The sequence below is a fragment of the Glaciecola punicea genome, assembly GCF_001756615.1.
In the GTDB taxonomy this organism is placed as follows: domain Bacteria; phylum Pseudomonadota; class Gammaproteobacteria; order Enterobacterales; family Alteromonadaceae; genus Glaciecola; species Glaciecola punicea.
Map to the genome: position 1 here is coordinate 1 of NZ_LZXY01000018.1, position 21542 is coordinate 21542.

The 21542-nt window shown below is 39.2% G+C and carries 15 protein-coding genes and 1 pseudogene; 8 read left to right on the forward strand and 8 right to left on the reverse strand.

Features of this window, described 5'->3' with window-relative positions:
• From BAE46_RS14060 to BAE46_RS14070, 4 genes and pseudogenes are all read left to right on the forward strand, one after another.
• Positions 1-990, forward strand: a 990-nt coding sequence (locus BAE46_RS14060; protein ID WP_141729360.1) for an IS3 family transposase, incomplete at its 5' end; no start/stop codon positions are given.
• 26 nt (positions 991-1016) lie between these two features.
• Entirely contained in the window at positions 1017-1307 is a 291-nt protein-coding gene (locus BAE46_RS14065; RefSeq protein WP_244885029.1) for a tyrosine-type recombinase/integrase, read from the forward strand.
• 97 nt (positions 1308-1404) lie between these two features.
• A pseudogene (locus BAE46_RS14510) lies at positions 1405-1545 on the forward strand (transposase domain-containing protein); the annotation flags it as partial.
• A gap of 428 nt (positions 1546-1973) precedes the next feature.
• Entirely contained in the window at positions 1974-4652 is a 2679-nt protein-coding gene (locus BAE46_RS14070; RefSeq protein ID WP_070113421.1) for a LuxR C-terminal-related transcriptional regulator, read from the forward strand.
• A gap of 4 nt (positions 4653-4656) precedes the next feature.
• Here BAE46_RS14070 and BAE46_RS14075 read toward each other — a convergent pair whose 3' ends face one another.
• The 6 genes from BAE46_RS14075 to tnpA all read right to left on the reverse strand — a co-directional run bounded on the left by BAE46_RS14075 (position 4657) and on the right by tnpA (position 11934).
• Complete coding sequence (locus BAE46_RS14075) at positions 4657-5967, reverse strand: cytosine permease (protein ID WP_070113423.1); 1311 nt, start codon at positions 5965-5967, stop codon at positions 4657-4659.
• A 71-nt stretch (positions 5968-6038) separates the two neighbouring features.
• Positions 6039-8198 (reverse strand): TonB-dependent receptor, encoded by a 2160-nt coding sequence (locus tag BAE46_RS14080; RefSeq protein WP_070113424.1) that lies wholly within the window; start codon positions 8196-8198, stop codon positions 6039-6041.
• 77 nt (positions 8199-8275) lie between these two features.
• Complete coding sequence (locus BAE46_RS14085; RefSeq protein WP_070113426.1) at positions 8276-9376, reverse strand: S-methyl thiohydantoin desulfurase family protein; 1101 nt, start codon at positions 9374-9376, stop codon at positions 8276-8278.
• Positions 9373-10917, reverse strand: coding sequence for a hydantoinase/oxoprolinase N-terminal domain-containing protein (locus BAE46_RS14090; RefSeq protein WP_070113428.1), 1545 nt, complete (start codon positions 10915-10917; stop codon positions 9373-9375). The genes BAE46_RS14085 and BAE46_RS14090 overlap by 4 nt, the downstream gene beginning before the upstream one ends.
• Before the next feature lie 316 nt (positions 10918-11233).
• A complete protein-coding gene (gene tnpB, locus BAE46_RS14095) occupies positions 11234-11602 on the reverse strand; it encodes an IS66 family insertion sequence element accessory protein TnpB (RefSeq protein WP_171901045.1) in 369 nt (122 codons plus the stop codon).
• Between the two features lie 20 nt (positions 11603-11622).
• The gene (gene tnpA / locus BAE46_RS14100; protein WP_070113432.1) at positions 11623-11934 is read right to left on the reverse strand and encodes an IS66 family insertion sequence element accessory protein TnpA; all 312 of its coding nucleotides are present in this window, start codon (positions 11932-11934) and stop codon (positions 11623-11625) included.
• A gap of 592 nt (positions 11935-12526) precedes the next feature.
• Here tnpA and mobV point away from each other — a divergent pair.
• The gene (gene mobV / locus BAE46_RS14105) at positions 12527-14068 is read left to right on the forward strand and encodes a MobV family relaxase (RefSeq protein ID WP_070113434.1); all 1542 of its coding nucleotides are present in this window, start codon (positions 12527-12529) and stop codon (positions 14066-14068) included.
• Between the two features lie 134 nt (positions 14069-14202).
• Here mobV and BAE46_RS14110 read toward each other — a convergent pair whose 3' ends face one another.
• Positions 14203-15510, reverse strand: coding sequence for a DNA cytosine methyltransferase (locus BAE46_RS14110; RefSeq protein WP_070113437.1), 1308 nt, complete (start codon positions 15508-15510; stop codon positions 14203-14205).
• A gap of 76 nt (positions 15511-15586) precedes the next feature.
• Between BAE46_RS14110 and BAE46_RS14115 the strand changes: the two genes are divergently transcribed.
• The 3 genes from BAE46_RS14115 to BAE46_RS14125 all read left to right on the forward strand — a co-directional run bounded on the left by BAE46_RS14115 (position 15587) and on the right by BAE46_RS14125 (position 19279).
• Positions 15587-17596, forward strand: a complete 2010-nt coding sequence (locus BAE46_RS14115) for an AAA family ATPase (RefSeq protein ID WP_070113439.1) — start codon at positions 15587-15589, stop codon at positions 17594-17596.
• A gap of 10 nt (positions 17597-17606) precedes the next feature.
• Positions 17607-18935 (forward strand): LlaJI family restriction endonuclease, encoded by a 1329-nt coding sequence (locus BAE46_RS14120; RefSeq protein ID WP_171901046.1) that lies wholly within the window; start codon positions 17607-17609, stop codon positions 18933-18935.
• A gap of 74 nt (positions 18936-19009) precedes the next feature.
• Positions 19010-19279, forward strand: coding sequence for a hypothetical protein (locus tag BAE46_RS14125; RefSeq protein ID WP_070113443.1), 270 nt, complete (start codon positions 19010-19012; stop codon positions 19277-19279).
• Positions 19280-20062: 783 nt separating this feature from the next.
• Here BAE46_RS14125 and BAE46_RS14130 read toward each other — a convergent pair.
• Positions 20063-21352, reverse strand: a complete 1290-nt coding sequence (locus BAE46_RS14130; protein WP_083256897.1) for a tyrosine-type recombinase/integrase — start codon at positions 21350-21352, stop codon at positions 20063-20065.
• Positions 21353-21542 lie beyond the last annotated feature (190 nt).

Consider the following 21542-nt stretch of genomic DNA (forward strand, 5'->3'; position numbering starts at 1 on the left):
AGTGCGGGTGCGCGTAAAGAAAAAGCGTGTGAAGAAGTCGGCGTGTCCATAAGAACACTCCAAAGATGGCGTCAAGACGGTGAAATATCCGATGATAAGCGTCCTAAAGCCATTAGGCCGCTGCCGCCTAGTAAGCTAACAGAAGCTGAGCGTGAGCAGATTTTAGCGGTTTGTAATCAAGATGAATATGCCAAACTACCGCCCAGCCAAATTGTGCCAAAGTTGGCGGATAAGGGTATTTATATCGCCTCTGAGTCGACATTTTACCGCGTACTTAGAGCCAACAATCAGTTGCATCATCGCGGACGTGATAAGCCTAAAGGGACGGTTGTTAAACCAGACACACATACCGCCACAGGCCCTAATGAGGTGTGGTCTTGGGATATTACGTATTGCGCCTCACGGGTGATAGGCCAGTTCTATTACCTCTACATGATAATGGATGTGTTTAGTCGCATGATAGTGGGCTGGGAAGTGCATGAAAGCGAAAGCGGCGAGGAAGCAGCCGCCTTACTAGAGCGCACAGTGTGGCGAGAGAAGTGTATACAAAGTGATGTGGTGCTGCACTCTGACAACGGTAGTCCGATGAAAAGCCTGACAATGCAAGCAAAAATGCGGGCATTGGGTGTTGAAGGCTCACGTGGTCGCCCTGGCGTCAGCAATGATAATCCATATTCTGAATCATTATTCAGAACCTTGAAGTACAACCCGCGTTGGCCTTCAGAGGGTTTCGAGTCGCTTGAAAAAGCGCGGGACTGGGTAAAAGATTTTACGCATTGGTACAATAAAGAGCATTGTCATAGTAAAATAAAATTTGTTACGCCGGAGCAAAGGCACCTTGGTTTAGACAAAGAAATATTGAAAAAACGCCATGAATTATACTTGGCTCAACAGCAAAAAAAGCCGCATCGGTGGAAACAAAAAACGAGAGATTGGACGAGAGAAAAAGCCGTGGAGTTAAACCCAGATAAAGGGAAAAAAGTGGCTTAATTTATACAACTAAAGCGACATCTGTCTTGACAAACACCGCTAATGCCAGTGTTCACTGCCCATCAATAAAGAAAAAGCATGTTACACCTCATTTACTTCGACACACAGCGGCAATGGAACTGCTTAGCGCTGGAGTGGATACCACAGTAATAGCGATGTGGCTTGGTCATGAATCGACACAAACGACAGCAGTATATTTGCATGCTCATATGGCACTGAAGGAAGCCGCCTTAGCGAAAGTCGCGCCATTTAGTAAACATAGCGCGCTTTATTATAAACTGGACGATAAGTTATTAAACTTTCTTACCAGTCTATAATTTTATGGATAAACTATGCCGAAGCGATATTATGCAAATGTCTTTGAATAAAAGTATATATGATGGGCCATTCGGCATAGTTTAGCATTCGGTATAAACAGCTAAATTAAACGGACTTGAGCCTTATGCTTATCTCAACTACGTGTTCAAAAAGCTGCCATATGCAGAAACAGTAGAAGATATAGAAGCTTTGCTGCCTTGGCATGTAAAAGCGAATAAGGCACTAATCACTTCCTAGGTATATCAGCCCCTTACCGAACATACCCCAGTTCAAGCACAGCAAAATATTGTGCAACAGCCGAAGCAATTAAGTAAGGCCGCGGGTTCATTGGGCGCTTACAACGCTTCTACGCCAAATACCCGAAGTAGGATCCCGAAGCGTTAGTAGCGCAAGTCCCGATCTGTGCGGGGGGTGCCAAGTGATCGGCATTCCTACCGCGATCGTTTATTTTCATTGTATGCTGAATTAAAAAGCTGCAAGCTAGTGGTGCTATTAGTTTGAAGGTAGTAAGTGGAAAGAAATAGTCAAAATTAATATATTGTAACTTGGTGCATCATTAGGCAAGATAATCAGCTTGATGTAATCGATTGATGAATTAATCCAAGTGGATAAGTTTCAATCTTCAGGTATTACTCAGACAGTTAAATTCTAAAAAAGCTAATTATGTGAAAAAATCTACAAACATAAACAAATTTCCCATCTGGATGATGCAATCTAAAGTATCACCTTGTGAGCAGTTGGTTTCAATCATTGAAAGACCAGCACTTATCCGTAGGCTTAACTTAGGTCTTAAAGGAAAGCTTACACTCATTTCGACACCTTCAGGCTTTGGTAAAACGACATTATTGAATTTATGGAGAGATGATCTCATTAATCATGATTTTCAAGTTGCTTGGTTATCGTTGGATGCTGATGATAATGACCCTGGACTTTTGGCTAGTTACATTGCTTTCTCAATGTATAAGTCTGGTTTGCAAGATATTTTAAATGAATATCCAACCGATGGATTTGGTCCTCATATTAGCCCAAAAACAACATTGGGATTACTTTCATCTGCGGCAGTTGAGAGTAATAAAGAGTTAGTATTAATTTTAGATAATTTTGAAACGTTAGGTGTTAAATGTATTCAGTCGGTTATTGAGCCTGCATTAAAATATTTTCCACCCAATATCCATTTAGTCATTGCCTGTCGCACTAAAGCACAACTTCCGTTGTCAGAATTACGTTTAAGCGGCCAGATTAATGAATTTTGTTCTATGGATACAAAATTCACATCAGATGAGATAAGTAACTTTCTCCATGAGTTTCTTGAAAAAAATCAAATTCAGACTGTTGTAGATAGAACGCAAGGTTGGCCTGTAGCATTGCAATATTTGCGAATAGCCTTTACTCAAAGTAACGACCAAGATTTAATATTAAACAGCTTTCATGGCACCGGCAGTGAGCTGGAAAGCTATTTTTCAGAACAATTTATCAATACACTTGAAGATGAACAGCGAAGATTTTTACTTGAGGCAAGTATTCTAGAATATATTAGTATTGAGTCGGTTAATTATATTAGAAATCAAACTAATAGTGAATTATTGATCAATACGATGACTGAAATTGATGCTTTTTTGACATCTATTGAGGGTGTTAAAAACACTTATCGACTCCACCCCCTGTTGAAACAATTTTTACAAAATCATTTACGTATTCATCATTTTAATAGATACCAAGAATTACAGCAAAAGGCTGCTCATTGGCATGCAAAAAATGGTGAGATAATTAGAGCTATCAAATATGCATTAGAGGTAAATAAACAGGATTTAGCCGCAGATATTATCGAACAAGCCGGAGGTGTTCTTCTCTGGTATCGTGAAGGGATGTCAAGGATGAGAGCTGCCAATTCTCTATTTTCTGATGAGCTATTATCCACAAGACCGCGTCTGCAACTATTAAGAGCACTGGTGTCACTTAAGGATGGTAAGTTAAATGAAGGAAGAAAAATCATTCAGCACGTGCGTTATCTTCAGTCAACAAAAGATAATAAAGCATTGGAATATGACCTTGCGGTCATGCTTGCCACACTTGATGCCTATGAAGGATCTGATCCTGATGAAGATATTATAGAACTAAGAGAGCTACTCTTTGAATTGGGAAAGGCAGATGAGGCCCAAGCCTCATTTGTTTATACTGCAAGTTGTCTTTCATGCCTTCAGACAGGCTATTTTGATGAGGCGAGAGATTTTGCTCATAAAGGAGTCGCTATTCTTAGAAAGCTGAAAATGCTATTTGGTATTGCTTATTTTGATGTTCATCTTGGTGTAATAGATTTTTCTGAAGGGCATTTAGCTAATGCTTACTCTCAATATCAAAAGGCCAAAAATGCTTTTCATCGTTATTATTCTGATGATAAAGACATGAGGTTAATTATCAACATTCTAATGGCAGAATGGCACTATGAACATAATGATATCTCTGTAGCACAACGATTATTAGGAGATACTAATGACCGTCTTGATAATGGTGAGGCTTGGTATGACATATATGCAGCAGGTTATGGTACATCAATTTCGATAGCTTATGAAAAAGAAGGGTTAAATGCTTGCAGACGGCTTACAGCTGAAGCCATTAACTATATTCAACGAGAAGATCTAAGAAGATTAAGGCCATTAATCATTGCCAACTTGGCTGGTTTTTTAACACGGTCGGGACTTCTAAAAGAAGCAAGAAAACTGATTCAAGAAAATGGTCTATCACTTCAGGAATATAAAACACCCAACAAGAAAAATATTTTGATTAAGAAACGTTTCAGTATCGTTATATCACTATCAAGGTTATTAATAGCTGAAAAGAGATACCAAGAAGCTATTACAGATCTTAACTATTTTATTAAGTTGGATAATGAGCTTAATTACAATCGTGCTACCCTTAAATACTCTTTACTCTTATCAATATGCTTATTTTATAGTGGCAATAAAAAGAAAGCCTATCAGCTACTAAATAAGGTTTTATATGAAGTCAGAAATGCAGGATACGTAAGATTAGTGCTGGATGAAAATCCGTTATTAAAGCCTTTTTTGACAACTTATCTGGGATCATCAATTGCTAGTGAAAAAGATCATGCTCTTTATTTATTAGAGTTGCTTGATGAGCATATAGAATCAACAAATATTATCAAGTTAAGTAAAAGAGAGTTGCAAGTTATAGAGCAATTATCTCAAGGATTTTCAGATAAAATAATTGCTAAGAACCTTGATGTTTCAAATAATACAATTCGTTTTCACTTAAAAAACATTTACTCTAAACTAGGCGTTAATAATCGAATGCAAGCTGTTAAAGAGGTCATAAAATTAGAATAAATATTTAATTTTTTGTATGTAGAAACGATTTATCTTTGCTACAAAAGTACTTGAGTAACAGCGGATAAGAAATACACGTTAAAAGAAATGAATCCAGTGCAGGTATTGTCGTTAATATAAATACCTCTCTTTCTGTAGAAAATGCCACAACAATTGCCAATATCCAAACTACAAATGGAATAACAGGGATATTTTTAATATGTGGACCTGAGCTATTGATGATCGATGTCTTTTCTGTAATAAAATAATCTGAAATATATATTCCTGCGATAGGTGGGAGCGTAATACTTAGAATAACTAAAAATGGAATAAATAATTCTACTGAACCTATTATAGCAATTACTGTTCCTAATATACCTGCACCAACAGTTAGTTTCCAATCAGCAACCTTAGGAAATAATTGAGCAGCACTCAAAGAAAATGAGTATAAGTTACCGACATTACTTGTCCAAGTAGCAAAAGCCATAACAAACAGCGCGGGAATCCCTAAGCCCGTCTTGTACATTGCTGTTATAAAATCGGCTTGACCGGTTATAAGACCTGGCAATCCTGCAAATACCATAATTATCGTATTGAAAACAGCAAAACTGTAGAAAGCAGACTGTATAGCTTGAGATTTTTTTTGCAAGTAGCGTGCATAATCCGGAATTATTACAACACCTACCATAAAGCTTCCCACTGTGATTGATACAGCAGCTCCAAAACTACTAATTGCCTCAGATGGTCTGCCAGTAGCGGAGAGTATTTGGCTTAGTGAATAATCATCAAGTATATAATAAATACCTGCTCCCAGAACCAATAACATTAGTGGTACCGATAATTTTGCTAACATGCTAATAGCTTTCAGTCCGAATATTGTAGTAATGATCATTAATATTCCACCAATGGCTATGATGAGTTCTTCAGGCGGATAGAGATCAAATATTTCTTTGAGTGCTATAGTTATAGCTTTACCAAACAAGGATGCTGTAACAGCATACCAACCTAGTAACGTCAGCGACATGATAAAACTAACCAGGCGATTACCAGTTAATCCGAAGGAATGATCTAAGATTTGATATGTTGTTCTTCTTCTACAAACCGAAACGTAACCCGTCACAGATGCAATAGTGGCTAATATTAGCCCCCCGGTAAAAATGGCAAGAGCACCTTTTACGGTACCAAGTGCCATCATGATTTTAGCACCACTTAAAAATCCAGGTAAAGTAATTGCAATACCGACAATGATCGCAATAATATGCCAAGCATTCACTCGTTCTTTCTCTGGAACAATTGTATGAGTATAGTTGTCAGTAGAAGCATTAATTTTTGACATTTTTTTACCTGATTATTTAATAAAAAAATCCGATAGATTACCTACCGGATCAATGACAACCAAACTAGCTTTTAGTAAAACTGATAAGATGCTTCAATACCAACTGAACGGGGCGTATTAAATGAACGAACATAACCAAATCCAACAGTACCAAAGTCCGTTGCTTGACGCTCATCAGTTAGATTGTTGGCAAAGATTCCTATCGTATAATTAAGGCTTTTCAGTGACATTCTTAGGTTTAAATAATCTTTAGAAGGCACTAGGTAGTCGCCCACACCATCAGTAATGACGAAGTCGCCTTGATGTCTATAATCCAACCGACTATATAGGTCCCAGTTTTGTGAAACAACCATAGAATGTTCCAATGCTAAGTTGCCCGTCACTTTAGGTGTTCCTGGCGTTCTTCCACCACCATCATTAATTGTCGCATCAATATAACCAAAACCTGCGGTTAAGGTAATGTTATCACTCAGTATGGCTACACCTTCTAATTCGAGTCCATCAATATCTGCTTCTGGTATATTAGTTGAAAGACGGAAAGGCGCTTCAGTTGTAATACTGGTGATTTGCTGGTCTGAATAATCAATATGGAAAACAGCACCTGTCAAGCGTACCTGACCTTCAGCCAGAGATGCTTTAAAACCCAATTCGTAGTTAGTCGTTGACTCGTTTTTAGTTAAGTTACCAGTATTGAAGAAACCAAATCTAAAACCTTCTGCATAAGTAACATAAGTCATTAAATCGTCGGACCAGTCATAAGATAATTGAACTTTAGGCTGGAATTCACTATCAGTATTTTCTAGTTTATTCACGAGACTACCATCTTTATCTAGCACTTGAACAATAGTTGAGCAATTTATATCAGTACATTGTGTTGTATCAAAAGTATTCTCGTCATAGCGACCCGCAATGGTTAGTTCCATTTGTTCACTAATGTCGTAGTTGAGCTGAGCGTAAATTCCTGTTGCTTTATCACTCTTGAAGTCTGTTTGAATCGGAATGACAGACATGTCATTTGGGTCTCTAACAACTCCTGTGAAAAGCCCTCCGATATTTAAAACATTGTAAGCTTCACGATTCATGTACGATGCGCCAGCCATCCAGCGCAGCCTACTATCTGATGATGATGTAATTCTAACATCTTGAGTAAAGACTTCGAAATTATCGGTCAAATCTTGAAAGCCATCATTAAAGGCATCATTAATGCCACCTACTGGACCTATAAGTGATATTGCAGGGGGTTTTTGAAAACTAATTGAACCAAAAAGATTCTGATCTAGAATTGAAAGACCAGTGACTGACGTCAAGGTTGCGCCACCACTGAGGTCAAACTCAAACTTTGCAGAATATTCTTCAAAAGTACGATCCTCAAACCCGAGAATACCTCTTTCTGGACCTGGTGCATTGGCATTTTCAAAATCATCAATAAATGCTGGATCAGTGACAATTTCTTGCATTGCAGCACCGGCGTGAATATCTGAATAGGATGCTTTCAGATCCACGGTAAAACTATCACCAAGATAAGTTAACCTAGCACGTAAAGTATCTTGTTCTTCAAAATTAATACCTTCTCCATCTGTTGTTTCCTGATTTCCATCAGAATCACGATGATAAGCATTTAGTCTGAATAAAAGCTTGTCTTCAATCAGTGCTCCAGACATATCTGCAGATAATTTAAAATCGTTACCTGTAGCATAGGAAGCCTTAATACCACCTTCTAATTCATTGCTCGGTCTTTTAGTTATGATGTTAATTGCGCCAGCAATTGCTCCTGCACCATATAAGGCACCTTGAGGACCTTTTAAAACTTCAATTCTTTCTATGTCCGTTAATGCTCCTTGATTGATAAAATCGAGAGCTCCTACCTGAACACCATCAACCACATAGGTGACCGGTGCCCAACCTTGCTGACCGGTTGTAATGCCTCGCATGGAAATAAAGGTAACACCTGCGCGAAACGTTTCTCGAAGTGTGACATTTGGAGTCATATTGATAAAATCAAGAACTTCATCAATACCAGAGTTTTCAATTGTTGTGGTACTGAATGCTGTTATTGAATCAGGAACATCCATTATGCTTTCTTGACGTTTTCTGGAGGTTACTAATATTTTTTCAACAATTGTTGAGTCCTCTTTAGCTGTCAAGTCGTTCTCGGCTTCAGCACCTAAGGCCATCGTCATTGGTATTAATGACGCTGCAGTAAGAGCTGTTAGCATATGCTTATGTTTCATTCTTCCATTCCCCTTTGATAAATTAATTCTTTCTTTATTTTAATAGCTAGTAACAGCAGTTTTTGATTGGTGTTTTATTACTTAATATTTTCAATAGGAACAAATTCATCTTCGATCCCAAAAGCTTTCGGCCCAAAAATATTTAATGCTGCTTGTGTTCTCATAATTGGAGCAGCTGACGTGCCGATTACTTTTATTCGTTGACCATATTTAAGACGTTCAGCAGGTATTGGTTCAGCAGTTTCTCGATCGATTGTACATATCAAATCGGGAACAATCGCTCTAACTATATTATTTTGTCTTGCTACCAGATATTCATTTTGGAACATGATTTCAAACTGCGGTTGATCACCGTTAATTGCTTCAAGATGACAATGTCCTATTGACCAGCCGTTGGTCACTTCGCGTTTGATATCGATAACCTTGCCATCAAATAAAACTTTACACTGATTGTAATAAGGCGTTGTGCGTAAATAGCTTAATAAGTTTTCTACAGGACTTGATTCTCTTCGACCTGATTCAATGGCACAGCCTATCCCCATTGCCAAACTTAAAGTTCCTTTAACGGCGTATTCTTTTACTTGTTTACCATTCATTGGATAAGCCGATATACAAGCACTAGCACCGTTTTCTGTAGCAATCACGCGTGCAAATTGCTCTGCCTTTTGACTACTGTTTGTCTCAACAACGAACGTTTCTAAATGTTCATTTGTCATCGATAAAGGTGTGGCGGGTATTCCTCCAATAGTAAAAGTAACCATATGTAATTCTGGAAAAGCTCGACCCATTCCATCAGCGTCAAGAATGGGGAGCCCAAGTCTTGCAGCAGCCACTATCGGTATCATTGAATTAATACCCCCCATCTCCATAGGTAATATCGCATCAGCTTTACAACGTAGTTTTTCTTCAAGGACTGTTACAGCAAGTGCTATGTCATCACCACCAGCACCTTTCTCAAGCATTATCGATGGAGCGCCAAACATAGCTGAAGAAAAGATTTTGGCATCATCATCAAGGTCATCGACTTGCATGACTTTAACAGGGCCAAATTCGGTGATAGCCTGTTTTGCGAGTAACATCCCGATAAGAGGATCACCACCTCCACCGGTGCCTAGAAAAGCTGCTCCTCGTGCAATATTTTCGAGATCCTCAACATTAATTTGTTTAATAACAGTCATAAAGCCATATCTCCAATTGCCTTCACTTTTATTCTTACGGCTCCACCAGGGCAGTAAGCCAGAGGTGTCTCTTCAATTTCAAGAATTGATATAGTGCTACCAATCGCGCCAGCTTCAATAGCACGTTCTTTAGCTTCTGATTTTGCAAGTTCGATAGCTTGTTCTCGTCCGAGTTCATCATAGGAAAAGACTTTATCCAATTCACCACCAATTTGAGCGATAGAGGCTCCCATAGCATTTGCAACAGATGCATTCTCTGGGATAATAACCTCACTAGTTCCTGATATTTCTCGATTAACGAGTATCGAACCACCACCAACTATAACTAGTGGAACATCCTCACTGTTGGTTTTCATTCTGTCCACACCTTCTTCGATCATCTGATGGATTCGATCAACTGCACGATCAACAACAGAAACTGATAGGTGTGAAACTAAAGATTTATCTCCTATATCGACATATCCTGCAGCAACGGCAATATCAGTAGCTGTCAGCGTTTTACCACCAAAAACTAAGGCGTCTTCAAGTAATTTATAGCCTACCGATTGAGGTCCAATATTTACTGCCCCGTTATTTTCTTGGACGATACTGCCACCGCCTAAACCCAATGCTAAGATATCGGGCATACGAAAATTAGTTCGAATGCCACCAATATCGCTTGTAAGTGAGGATTCTCTTGGATAACCTTTATTTATGACCCCTAGGTCAGTTGTCGTACCACCAATATCGGCAACAATTGCATTTTCAACATTGGATAAATAAGCCGCTCCGCGGATACTATTTGTAGGACCACTAGAAAAGGTCAGAATTGGATATTTTTCTACAAACTCAGAATTCATCAGTGTGCCATCATTCTGACTGATGTAAAAAGGAGCTGTGATATTAAGTTTTTTCAAGGAATTTGCGAAAGCACGAACAACTGTTTTTGATATTCCTGCCAGTGAAGCATTCATCAACGTTGCATTCTCTCTCTCTAAAATTCCTATTTGGCCGATTTTGTGTGAAACAGTGATGCTGACATCGCCCATCTCTTGTTTTACTATCTCTTCAGCTCTATCTTCCATGTCACTATTAACAAAAGAAAATAGTCCTGATATTGCTATGCTCTTAATTCCCTGCTTCTTTAATTGTCGTGCAGCTTTTACTACACCTTTTTCATCAAATGGGGAGTTTAATCGACCATCATAGTTATAACCGCCTTGAACCAAATGTACATTTCTACCTATAGTGTTTGCTATGTCATCAGGCCAATCCAACATTGGTGAAATTCCTCGCCCAGCGGGCAATGCAATACGGATCAAACCAACTTCTAATAAACCTCTTCGCTGGACGAAGGCGTTAGTAAAATGTGTTGTACCTATCATTACGCATTTAATGGATTCAGCAGATACATTGCTATCGTCGAGTACTTTTTTTATTGCAGCTGAAACACCTTTCTCAACATCCAAGGTTGTAGGCATTTTACAGCTAGCGACTACTTTATTTCCTGAGACTAAGACCGCATCTGTATTTGTGCCTCCAACATCCACACCAATATGCATGTAGTTATCCTTTAAGGTTCTTAATATTTTAGAAAAATTTATCAAACAAAGAGGCGTCAAACAATGGTGTTCTGAGGTAGGTTTGTTAAAAACAAAAGTAGGCAAGGCTTTAACAACCCTTTTCGAAAATGCCTACCTATTTGAGTGGTTTAGTGAAAATAAAACAGGTTAAATATACAGATTATTAACAGCATCCACTTTTGTTTAGGTCATCCGGCGATGATCTCCCGTGTGGTTGGCACTAATGTCGACATGGCGTCGGCAGTGCCAGAAGGCTCGATTTCGTTGGTGTTGGGCGGTAATTTCATGCCCAGTATTATACTAAACTTTGCCGTAAAAAGAGCTGAAAAACATGCTCATAATGGAACTTTTTATGGCCTTTCATGGCACTAATATCAAGGCCATCCAACAGCCAATTTATTTGCTGACCGCTTAACGTCATCAACTCTTTTTCACCCTTTGGCCAGATGAATTTATCTTCCTCAAGGCTTTTGTAATACAAGACGAAGCCGTTGTTTTCCCAAAAGATACATTTTATCTTATTGCGCCGCTTATTAGTGAACACATAAAGATGACCGCTAAAAGGGTTGTGGTCTAATTCACATTCAACAATGGCACTTAAGCCGCGAAACGACTTACGGAAATCAATGGCGTGTGGGTACAGGTAAATCTCAGTTAGCGACATGCTTGGGCGCATCACGGATGTCATGATAATACGGCGGCTAGATGCTTAACTAAGCCGATATTATTAGCCTCAATACCTGACAGTGAAAGACCACTGGTAAAGTGAAGCGTAAAAGGTACTTGCCTTTCTTTGAGGGCTACTTGCGGAACCGGTATTTTAATAAAGCCACTGCTACCGGTTGTTTCGGGCTTAGCCTTGAACTTGAGCTTGTGGTAACTGAAGCGGTTTTTTTTCAAGCCGTGTTGTTTGCAATATTTCGCCTGGCTCAAGGTAGACTTTTGCCACTGGCTAATATGCTGCTGCCAATATAATTGCGTTTGTTTAGTTTTCATTTATTTTCCCTCGTTGGTTACGACGAAAAATTATGCACCAGCGGAAATGATAAAATAAGACCGTGGGTTAGTTCGGCGCTTACATTTTAAAACGGTATTTATTTATTATATTGTTCAATATTTCGTAAAATTAACGTCCGTCAGAGCAGTATCAACCTACATTTTTCTCAATCACGGTTGAGTGTGTGTGCAATTTGTACCCTAACGGCGCCACCCATTTGCGGCTAATGAAGCCACTTAAACATGCTCTTTTTACCGCCGTCAAATACGCTGATTATTGACTGCTGTTTTCAGATCTTAATCTTGTGTAACTTTCCCCTCTAATATTAACCGTTAAGCATTGTGGCGAACCATAACGGATCGACCAGTAATTATTGGCAACCTCTACTAAGTGTTAGACCTTTGATTATCATACTGCGAGTGTTAGACCTTTGATTATCATACTGCGAGATTGTTGTCCAAGCCACGTTTTATATAGCTTTAGGTGTTTTTGATAAATTTATTTAGCAGTGACGGGAAATAGTGTGTCTCTGTGATAGGTTTATATCAATGAAGGTACCAACGGTAATGGGAAATTAAGGGTAGGTTATCAATGAGTGATGCAAAAGTAAATTACAGTATTCCGCGGATGAAAAAATTGAACAGACAGGCTGTTGTCAAAGCATGTCCGCACAATCAACGAAGAATGAAAGTACCAAACGCGGACGGCACTAAACAGATTGAAAATATTCCTATTGAAGACAAGGGTGAGATATCAGGTTCATCTTACCTAACGTTAATAAAGCAGATGCTCAACCCTTTAGATCTGACGACCAAACGAAAGAATGCTATTGTGGCAGTTGAGTTAGTACTCACCGCATCACCCGCTTTTTTTTCGATGGACACAGCCTTATCTTTTGACTACTCAAAAAATTGTGACGAGCACAAATTTAATGATTGGAAAAAGCGTTCGGTGGACTGGGTAAGAAGCGAATTTCAAGACAAGTTGATTGCCGTGACGCTTCATCTAGATGAAAGCACACCCCATTTGCACGTTATTTTTGTGCCCTTAATAAAAAAACAAGTACATGTTACCTTGAGTTACAAAAAGACGGAATTAGTGACTAAAGTAAGACTGTCTGCGAGCGATCTGATAAAAAGAAAATGGCTTTACGATCTGCATGACAATTATAACGAGATATTGCATGACTTAGGCTTATCAAGAGGTGTCATACATTCACAAGCAACACATCAAGATTTGAAGAGAAACCGAGACTTAGCAAAAGAGAATGAAAGATTGCAAGCGAAGGGTATCTTGCTTGCGCAACAGTGTGAAGCAACTCAAAACGAACTGAAAAGAAATCTTGAGTTAAAAACGGAGAATGAGCTACTTCAAGCGGAGAGTATTTCGCTCCTCCAAAAATGTGAAGCGATGCGAGACGAACTGAAGGCAAATCGTGATGTAGAAAAGGTTAATGCACAACTTAGAGTTGAGTCGCTATCGCTTACACAACGATGTAAAGAAAGTCGTTCTAAGGTAGATAAGTACAGCAATTATGAACTTCATATGGAAGCTAAAATAACAAAGCTATCTTTGGATTTCAGGACATTAACGAATAACGTTGCTGAAACGCAAAAAAGACTGAACGAAGAGCAAAATGAAGTAACTGCCGTTGAGAAGTATTTACGGGAAGTATTGACAGTCAATCAGAGAGAGTATGCGGTGCTAATGTCCCAAAGAGAAGAGATCTCAGAAAACGAAGTTAAGCTTACTCATTTGCAAGTACATATAAATAAAAACAAAAAGGTCAGAGACGAAACACAAGTTGTTGCTGATGAGTCGATGGCCACCATGAAACGAAAACTTTTTTTGATTAATACAACTACTAAACATGCACGGCAGCTTTTGTCGCACGTTGACGAGTTTTCTCACTTTATTGAAGGAGAGGCGCTTGCCAATGACATCTTAAACTCATTTGAATCGGTTCTCAAAGATATGACAACTAACGTTGGCGTATTTTTAGCTGAAAATAAATCTTCCGCGATTAAAGGAAGCTCAAATGCAATTCCTGTAAAAGTAGACACGTGCATTCCCCAGCCTCGTCAGTCAAATATTCCGAGGAGCTCGCCGGTGTCGATGAGAAAATTGCGTTAACCGAATGTGGTTGGATTTAATTATGCAGTTGCTAAAGTGTTTTCAAGTTTATCCATGAAATTAAAAAACCACCACCGGTAAGAAGCAAGAGAGGCTGTAACAAAATCTGTTACACCCTCCCTTTCAAAAATAAATTACGCTACTTTAAGTCCTGTACGTAATTGACCCATTGTTTGTTTCATCTCAGCGGCTAAAGCTTCCACAACCTTTGTACAAACAGAGTTTCCAAACTGTCTATATATTTGACCATGAGAGACAGCATCCACTATGTAGTTCTCAGGAAAGCCTTGTAATCTGGCACATTCTCTAGGCGTCAACTTCCTAGGGTTTTTATTTATATCAGACTGGTCAATAAGCACTTCTGAGCCATCTTTATAGTACCTAGCACTGATTGTGTTAGTGTATTCGCTGTCATGTGTATATACGCTGCATCCAAAACCATTCCCTTTGGCCTTGTGTTCAGTTTTTCTTCGTTGATGGCCTGCCCATAACTTATCCGATATAGTGTATTTATCTTCTTGTGTAGTGAATGATGTAATGTCTTGGAGAATATCGCCTACACGGGTTTGCTCGCGACTTGGAACTGGCCATTTAAAATGCTTTTGTATATCAAAACTGTTGCCGTAATGGTCTTTATTAAATCCCACTATAAAAACACGTTCTCGGTTCTGCGGTATACCGAAGTCTGCTGCCCGTAATACTTTAAAGTCCACTGAGTAATTTAACTTATTTGCCAATGCGTTCCGCGCATCATTGCTCATTGGAATGTCTGTGGGTATGCCTGTTGAATTTTCGCCCCTTAGAATTTCCATGATCGTCTTAAGTGTTTTACCTTTATCGTGGCCTTTCAACTGCTTTACGTTCTCTAAGAGAAACGCTTTAGGACGGTGCTCTGCTAAAATGCGTTGTATTTCAAAGAACATTGTACCGCGAGTGTCGTTAAACCCTTGTTTAAGGCCGGCTTGAGAAAAGGCTTGGCATGGAAAGCCACCTAGTAAAATATCGTGGCTGGGGATGTCTGAGGCTTTTATCTTTGTAATGTCCCCGTGTGCGAGCTCCCCGAAATTCGCCATGTATGTCTTTTGGGCAAATTTGTCCCACTCTGATGAGAAAACGCATTCCCCACCTATCGCCTGAAAAGGTAATCTAATTCCACCAATACCAGCAAATAAATCAATAAATTTAAAAGAATTTTCACCATTGGATCTATATCTAAATGGTGCCTGCTCTCTTATTTTAGCGAGTTTAAGCTCAAGAATCGATATGTCTGCTAACTTTTTCTTGGAAGGAGTATGCTCCCCTTTTTCCCAACCGCGAACTGTGCGTTCCCCTGACGAGTTCATGCCAAGCAGGTTAGCAAACTCGGTTCTTCCTAGACCAAGGTTTTTACGGATACTTAGGACATACTCTGCTATATTGCTGTTAGGTTTCAGTTCGTTCATACATCACTCTTATCCGGTTTTTTACCGGGCAAGAATACCACTGTATGCTTAAACAGGCAAGAGTAAGGGAATAAATATGTTGCGTAGTCTAGTTAGCCAAGCCATCGCGGAGAAAAGTGAACTAGCTTTGATTAAATCATGGGCAGAACTAAATTTTGACTCCAAGGATAAAGAGCAACTTTGTAAAATCGATTATTTCTCAGAGGTTATGGATTCGTCTATTAGGATCGATATTAAGGCAACTAGCACCAATAAAGAAGATAATGTTTGTATAATTCCAAGCCAGTATATTCTTTACGCAATTAAAATAAAAAGCTTTGCTGACAACCTATACCAATACATTGAACATCTTGAGGTAATGCGTCAAAGTGGAGATAAAAGTGCCCTCCAGTCGATAATAGATAATCAATCTACGGATATAAAAGTATTTGACGGTTTGGATGATTATAGTAAGGCACTCGTTTTAAAGCCGTTTACCAATAAAACGGAAAGAGTGGATGGGAAAGAGCTGATAAATAACCGCGATGGGAAAATAATAGTTAGACCGAGTATAGATTTCTTTGGTTCCATAATACTCAAAGTTCTTAATATACCCGATGACAGCTCAGTCGTTATCGGTAAAGTGATTTTTCACTTATGCGCTAATCCTAATGTATTTACTTACCTGCAAAGTAAATTTAATGATAAATTACCTTTTGTTAAGCAATCGAACAAAGTACGTAGCATCGCTGAGGGCGTATTTAGGTACTTTATGGAGTACGATGGGTTACAAAGCCTAATTGCCCCTGCCTCGCTTAAACTAGAAACCTATAAGGCTGATTCGACTCCCTTTAACAGTAGTTCATTATTTAAACTTTCACCGTCGGTTCTTTCTTCCGACGAGCTGACAACTGGAGATACTTTAAGATATTTTGTAGAGCCACTTACATATTTAAATGAAACAAATACTTACGTATATCTTACTACGCAATGGATGAATAAAGAAAAGGATGACCGTTCCCTTAATTTCATAAATATAAAGCGCATATTTGAAAATGCGTACCCCGCTTTTAAACTAGATAATGATGGTGGACAGTATAAACTTTTCTCAAGCGGCGCTGTTAAATCAGCGGACAGTAAAACCAAGAACGCCGGTGGTAGAAATATTATATATTATGGTGCTCCGGGCACGGGTAAAAGCCACTCAATAAAGGAGTCGGCCATAGAGGAATACACAGTTCGTACCGTCTTTCATGCGGATACCCTCAATAGTGATTTCGTTGGATGCCTTAAACCTAAAATGGCGGGTGATTCAATAAGATATGAGTTTCGTCCTGGACCATTTACGAATGCGATTACTAATGCATTGAATGAGCCTAGTGAACACCATTGGCTTGTGATCGAAGAGATTAATCGTGCGCCAGCCGCGGCTGTGTTCGGAGAGATATTTCATTTACTGGATAGAGAGATAGACGGTGAAAGCACACACTTCATCAATTTAGCAGATCAAGATATGATAAAACATATTGAGGATGTTACAAACAGATCCTTACCCGACGGTAAGCTTAAGCTCCCAAGCAATCTTAGTTTGCTAGCTACTATGAATAGTAGCGATCAGGCCGTGCTGCCCCTTGACACTGCATTTAAACGAAGGTGGAACTATAAATATATCCCTCTTGATTTCGATAGATCTTACACAGAGACCGGAAAACCCTGTGCCGAGGGTATGCTCGTTGTTTACGAACAAAGAACGATTGAAGATAACATAGAGGAAAAGCTTATTACTTGGCGAGACTTCGCTATGGCTATTAATGCGATACTTACTGTAAACAGCGTTCCAGAAGATAAACATTTAGGGCCTTTTTTCCTGTCTGACACAGAACTGACACCGGAAAATAGAAGTGAGGCTCTGACAGGAAAACTATTTATGTACCTGTGGGATGACGTACTGAGGCATGGTATGTCTGACTTAGTATTCAACTCTGACATCCATACTTACGGCCAACTGACAAGACAACATCAAAGTAAAGAGCCGATATTCAGCGATTCTTTTTACGATCTAATTATAGATAAGTTAAAACCAATAATAGCCGATGCAGATGAGTAAGGCTGTTACGTTGAAAAGTGCAAACGTTACCAATGCTGGGCCTTTGTTTTTCTTGGACAGAGAACCCCTCGGCAACTTGCCTTTGAACATAGCTAGTGAATTGCGATTGAAGAGTTTAGTGACGCTAGGAAGTCAACCAAAGTGTTCCTTTGTTGGTCTTCTACTCATTGATAAGCAAAGCTATGTATTTCTTCCTAGAGGATCCAACTTAGATTATGGACTGGATCAAATTGCTTATGCCTCGAAGCTGCTAAAAGCAGTGGACAAGTATGGTCGTATTAGCAGAACGAATATCGACTTAATGGATGAGGGCTTGGGGACGAAATATGCTAACAAGCTCAGACTAATTAGATATTTGCTAGAAGACTACCGACAGAATGGTATTTATCAAAAGCGACAAAAAGTAAATAAACTTAACTACGGAAGAGAGGACTGGAAGAGAACGGTAAACAAAGTTGTTCCGTCTATGGGAATAAGTGGTCAACCCATATACCTTGACGTATATGGAAGCCGCAATCGATTCTATTATGATTCAGACATTACGTTAATTCATGCATCAGTAATTTTAAAGCTGGATAAGAGTTTTTCTTGGCTAGTGACAGGTAACCTAAGAACAATGGCTGCAGAACTTAGTGAGTATTCGCCGCCAAGAGGTGCCAAATCTCTTCACTTAGCACTCATCAAAGGAGAGCTTAACCAGACCTATTCCGATCGAGATATTACCCTACTTAAATCCCTTGCTGAATACCTCAAGGGCGAAGCTGGTTCTGACGCTACAAATATGACAATTGGCTTGAGGGACTTTCATCATTGCTGGGAACATATGCTTTCTAAGGTTTTATACTTTACCGTAGCACTCAATGATAAGCTCCCTGCTCCAGCGTACTTCGATCAGAATGGGAATGTCCTCACAGCAAATTCAAAAAGTATGAGAACAGATATCATTATCCACCATAAAAGTAGTGAAAAATGTGCTGTTGTAGACGCCAAGTATTATGCAGCGACGTCTTTGCAGAATGCGCCGGGTTGGGGTGATATTGTAAAGCAACTGTTTTATGAGAAAGCACTTAGACAACTGGATATAGACTGGGATATAAGAAACGTATTTCTTTTCCCAGGTAACAGTGGATATTTATCAAAAGCGTTAATACGAGACAGAGTAAAGAGCCAGCCGCATAAGAATATCTTTTTAGATGAATTCCCACCAATCTATTGTCACTATGTTGATCCAAAAGCTGTTGTCTTTGACTACGTTAACGGGTCCAAAATGAAGGCTTTAACTGAAGAACTCATGGGAAACTCGATAGGAACGCAAACCCACGCATCTAGCGACACCTAATTTCTAAAATTACGATCTTTTAAGTCTTCACAAATACAGAGCTTGAAGGCGACAATGCTGACCAATAAGAAGTCATGGGCATAAAAGGAAAGCGTCGTTTAGCACAACAACCTGGCAGTTACATGATATTAGCCTATCGCCGCAAAGTGCTACGCCTTAAATCAGAGTCAACCTTAATAGAAACTCCTGCGCCGACTAATGTGTTAGACGGCTGTTATGCGGATGTATCATTACTGGCAGGGTTAATGGTCGATAAAGCGGTATTTTGTTTTGGTGATGGTTTCGAATTAACCTTAGTTGAAGTAAACACCGGTCCAAAACCGCTGTTATTTGCCGAAGTTTAAATTTCTTTTATATATCCGCCCTTTTTTTAATGTTTTTGAGTTCTAGCCAAAGTTGGTTATAAGTGAGTTTTTATAACGTGAATTTGGTTTTCTTTAGTAATCGACATTGGCTAATTTTGCCAATGAGCTAACAAGCTACTATTCGCCAAAAGTTAACGATAATTCTTAACCAAGGTTTTGTGATTTATATGCATGGTAGCTCTAGACTGTATGGTTGTCTCAATTGTAATATCCCAATAGTTATTTGTAGGCATTGTGATCGGGGAAATAGATATTGCAAGCCATGTGCACCAGCCATGTATCTAAAAGCTCTTCGACGGGCTAATAAGCGCTATCAAAGTACCTATCGAGGCCACATCAATAATGCCGCAAGACAAAAAAGCTATAGAGAGCGCCAGAAACACAAAGTGACGCATCAGGGTTCCAAAGGTCGGTCTGTTCGTGATTTACTAATTAACAAGCGAAAATGTGCCTCATTGACGCTAGAGACAGACAGAAAACGACCCAATAAAGATGTTTATTGCCATATATGTAATGAAATTTGTTCACCGTTCCTCAGACATGACTGGTTAAGGAGCACCGATTATCGTAAACGTGCAGAGGTAGTTAATGCTAAAAAATTAGTCTTTGGATAAATGATCTAGCTGTGCCTGTTTTATACCGTTTTTGAATCAAAACTTGGTTTTTATGCTTTTAACGTCAATTAAACTTCGGCAAATAGCTGCGGATCTTCACCGGCGCTAACAGCACCCTCTGTGGGTCAGTTTTGGATGCAAATTAACCCTAAACTATCCCCCCAACCAACTCTGCCATAACACCATGAGCCTCAACCCTCTCCTCAAAAAACGTATCCCGATTATAAATCCCTTCAACTCCTTTTTTAACATGGTTAATAGCCTTCTCAGCAACCTCAGCGCGGACTTTATTTTTTGACATGATAGTTCGCGTAGAGCGCCGAATATCGTGGATCACGAAATAGCCTATTTCCGCTTTGCCCAATACATCACCAGTACTACTATTTAGCTTTCCTGTTTTCTTTCCAAATAAATTAGTCAGGGCATGGTTAAGCGTGTCGTCGCTAATATAACCTCTGCGTTTACTTGCGCGACGCGAGGGGAAAACATATTCAGACATATTAGATCTTGTTTTGAGTTCTTCCAGCCATTCAATAACTAACGGTGGCAGAGGTATATCAAGAGCATAGCCATTCTTAGATTTTTCTTTACTTAAAAACCAAACCTTCTTGTTAAGATCCATCTCATCCCAGCGAAGTTCTATTATCTCGCCTTTTCGACAGCCAAGTACTAACAAAAGTGCTACTGCCAAATAGTTTTCCCGGCTGAAGTGGACTTGGTGCGTTCGCATAACAGAGAAGATGGTTTTCCATTCTTCAATAGTAGGATTTCGAGTGCGTGATTTTTCGGTACCTCCGGCATGTTTGGCTTTAAATGCAGATGCAGGATTGTTATTAATTACGCCAAGTGTGATGCCATGATCAAAAAGTTGTTTGAGGAATGTAAGGGTGTCGTTAACAATGGTAGGTCTTGGTGCCTTTTTACGGCGCTTTACAAAATCCAATGTGTCTCTTATATCCAAGCCACTAACGTCATTAAGCTGCAATCTACCTAGGCGTGGTTTGATCTCTTGTGTGTAAACGCGAAGAGGTATACGAGGGTGTTTCAGGTCTTTCGAAATTTCGCTTAGCCAATCTTGAGCAAGATCGTCAACGGTTTTAAAGTCACTTCGCTGCGCGCGATGACGCTCAACAAGCGGGTCTTTATCGCTATTAACCAATGCTCTGGCTTCGGCTAACGCTGCACGAGCATCAACAAGTGGCATAGCATCTGGCCGTTTGCCGTAGGTGCCCAATGTCATTCGTCTTGATTTGCCAAAATGAATGTATTGAAAGATGAAAAAGCCGGAACCTTCCTCGCTAATTCTTAAAAATAGTCCTCGTTCAAGACGTATCATACTTTGCTGCGCATTCTTAACTAATGCTTTAATCACAGCATCGTTGATTTTCCCAGCCTTGATTTGTGCCACTAGATGACTGTGCTTGACTTGCGTACCCATAAAAACCCAAAAACATGACAGATTTTGCAATTATACAGAGGCTTGCAAATCTGTCACGTTTTCTGTCCTGTTTTTTTCTTAATTCTGTCATGTTTTATTTAATGCTAATTAATATGGGAAAAATATAAACCATTGATATTTAGACTATATTTTATCTAAATTGATGCTATTTAACCTTTATTCAATATTC

Coding starts and splice junctions, on each gene's coding strand:
- mobV (WP_070113434.1), top strand. CDS start 12,527: ATGAGTGATGCAAAAGTAAATTACAGTATTCCGCGGATGAAAAAATTG.
- BAE46_RS14090 (WP_070113428.1), bottom strand. CDS start 10,917: ATGCATATTGGTGTGGATGTTGGAGGCACAAATACAGATGCGGTCTTA.
- BAE46_RS14080 (WP_070113424.1), bottom strand. CDS start 8,198: ATGAAACATAAGCATATGCTAACAGCTCTTACTGCAGCGTCATTAATA.
- BAE46_RS14130 (WP_083256897.1), bottom strand. CDS start 21,352: ATGGGTACGCAAGTCAAGCACAGTCATCTAGTGGCACAAATCAAGGCT.
- BAE46_RS14085 (WP_070113426.1), bottom strand. CDS start 9,376: ATGACTGTTATTAAACAAATTAATGTTGAGGATCTCGAAAATATTGCA.
- tnpB (WP_171901045.1), bottom strand. CDS start 11,602: ATGTCGCTAACTGAGATTTACCTGTACCCACACGCCATTGATTTCCGT.
- BAE46_RS14125 (WP_070113443.1), top strand. CDS start 19,010: ATGGGCATAAAAGGAAAGCGTCGTTTAGCACAACAACCTGGCAGTTAC.
- BAE46_RS14075 (WP_070113423.1), bottom strand. CDS start 5,967: ATGTCAAAAATTAATGCTTCTACTGACAACTATACTCATACAATTGTT.
- BAE46_RS14115 (WP_070113439.1), top strand. CDS start 15,587: ATGTTGCGTAGTCTAGTTAGCCAAGCCATCGCGGAGAAAAGTGAACTA.
- tnpA (WP_070113432.1), bottom strand. CDS start 11,934: ATGAAAACTAAACAAACGCAATTATATTGGCAGCAGCATATTAGCCAG.
- BAE46_RS14110 (WP_070113437.1), bottom strand. CDS start 15,510: ATGAACGAACTGAAACCTAACAGCAATATAGCAGAGTATGTCCTAAGT.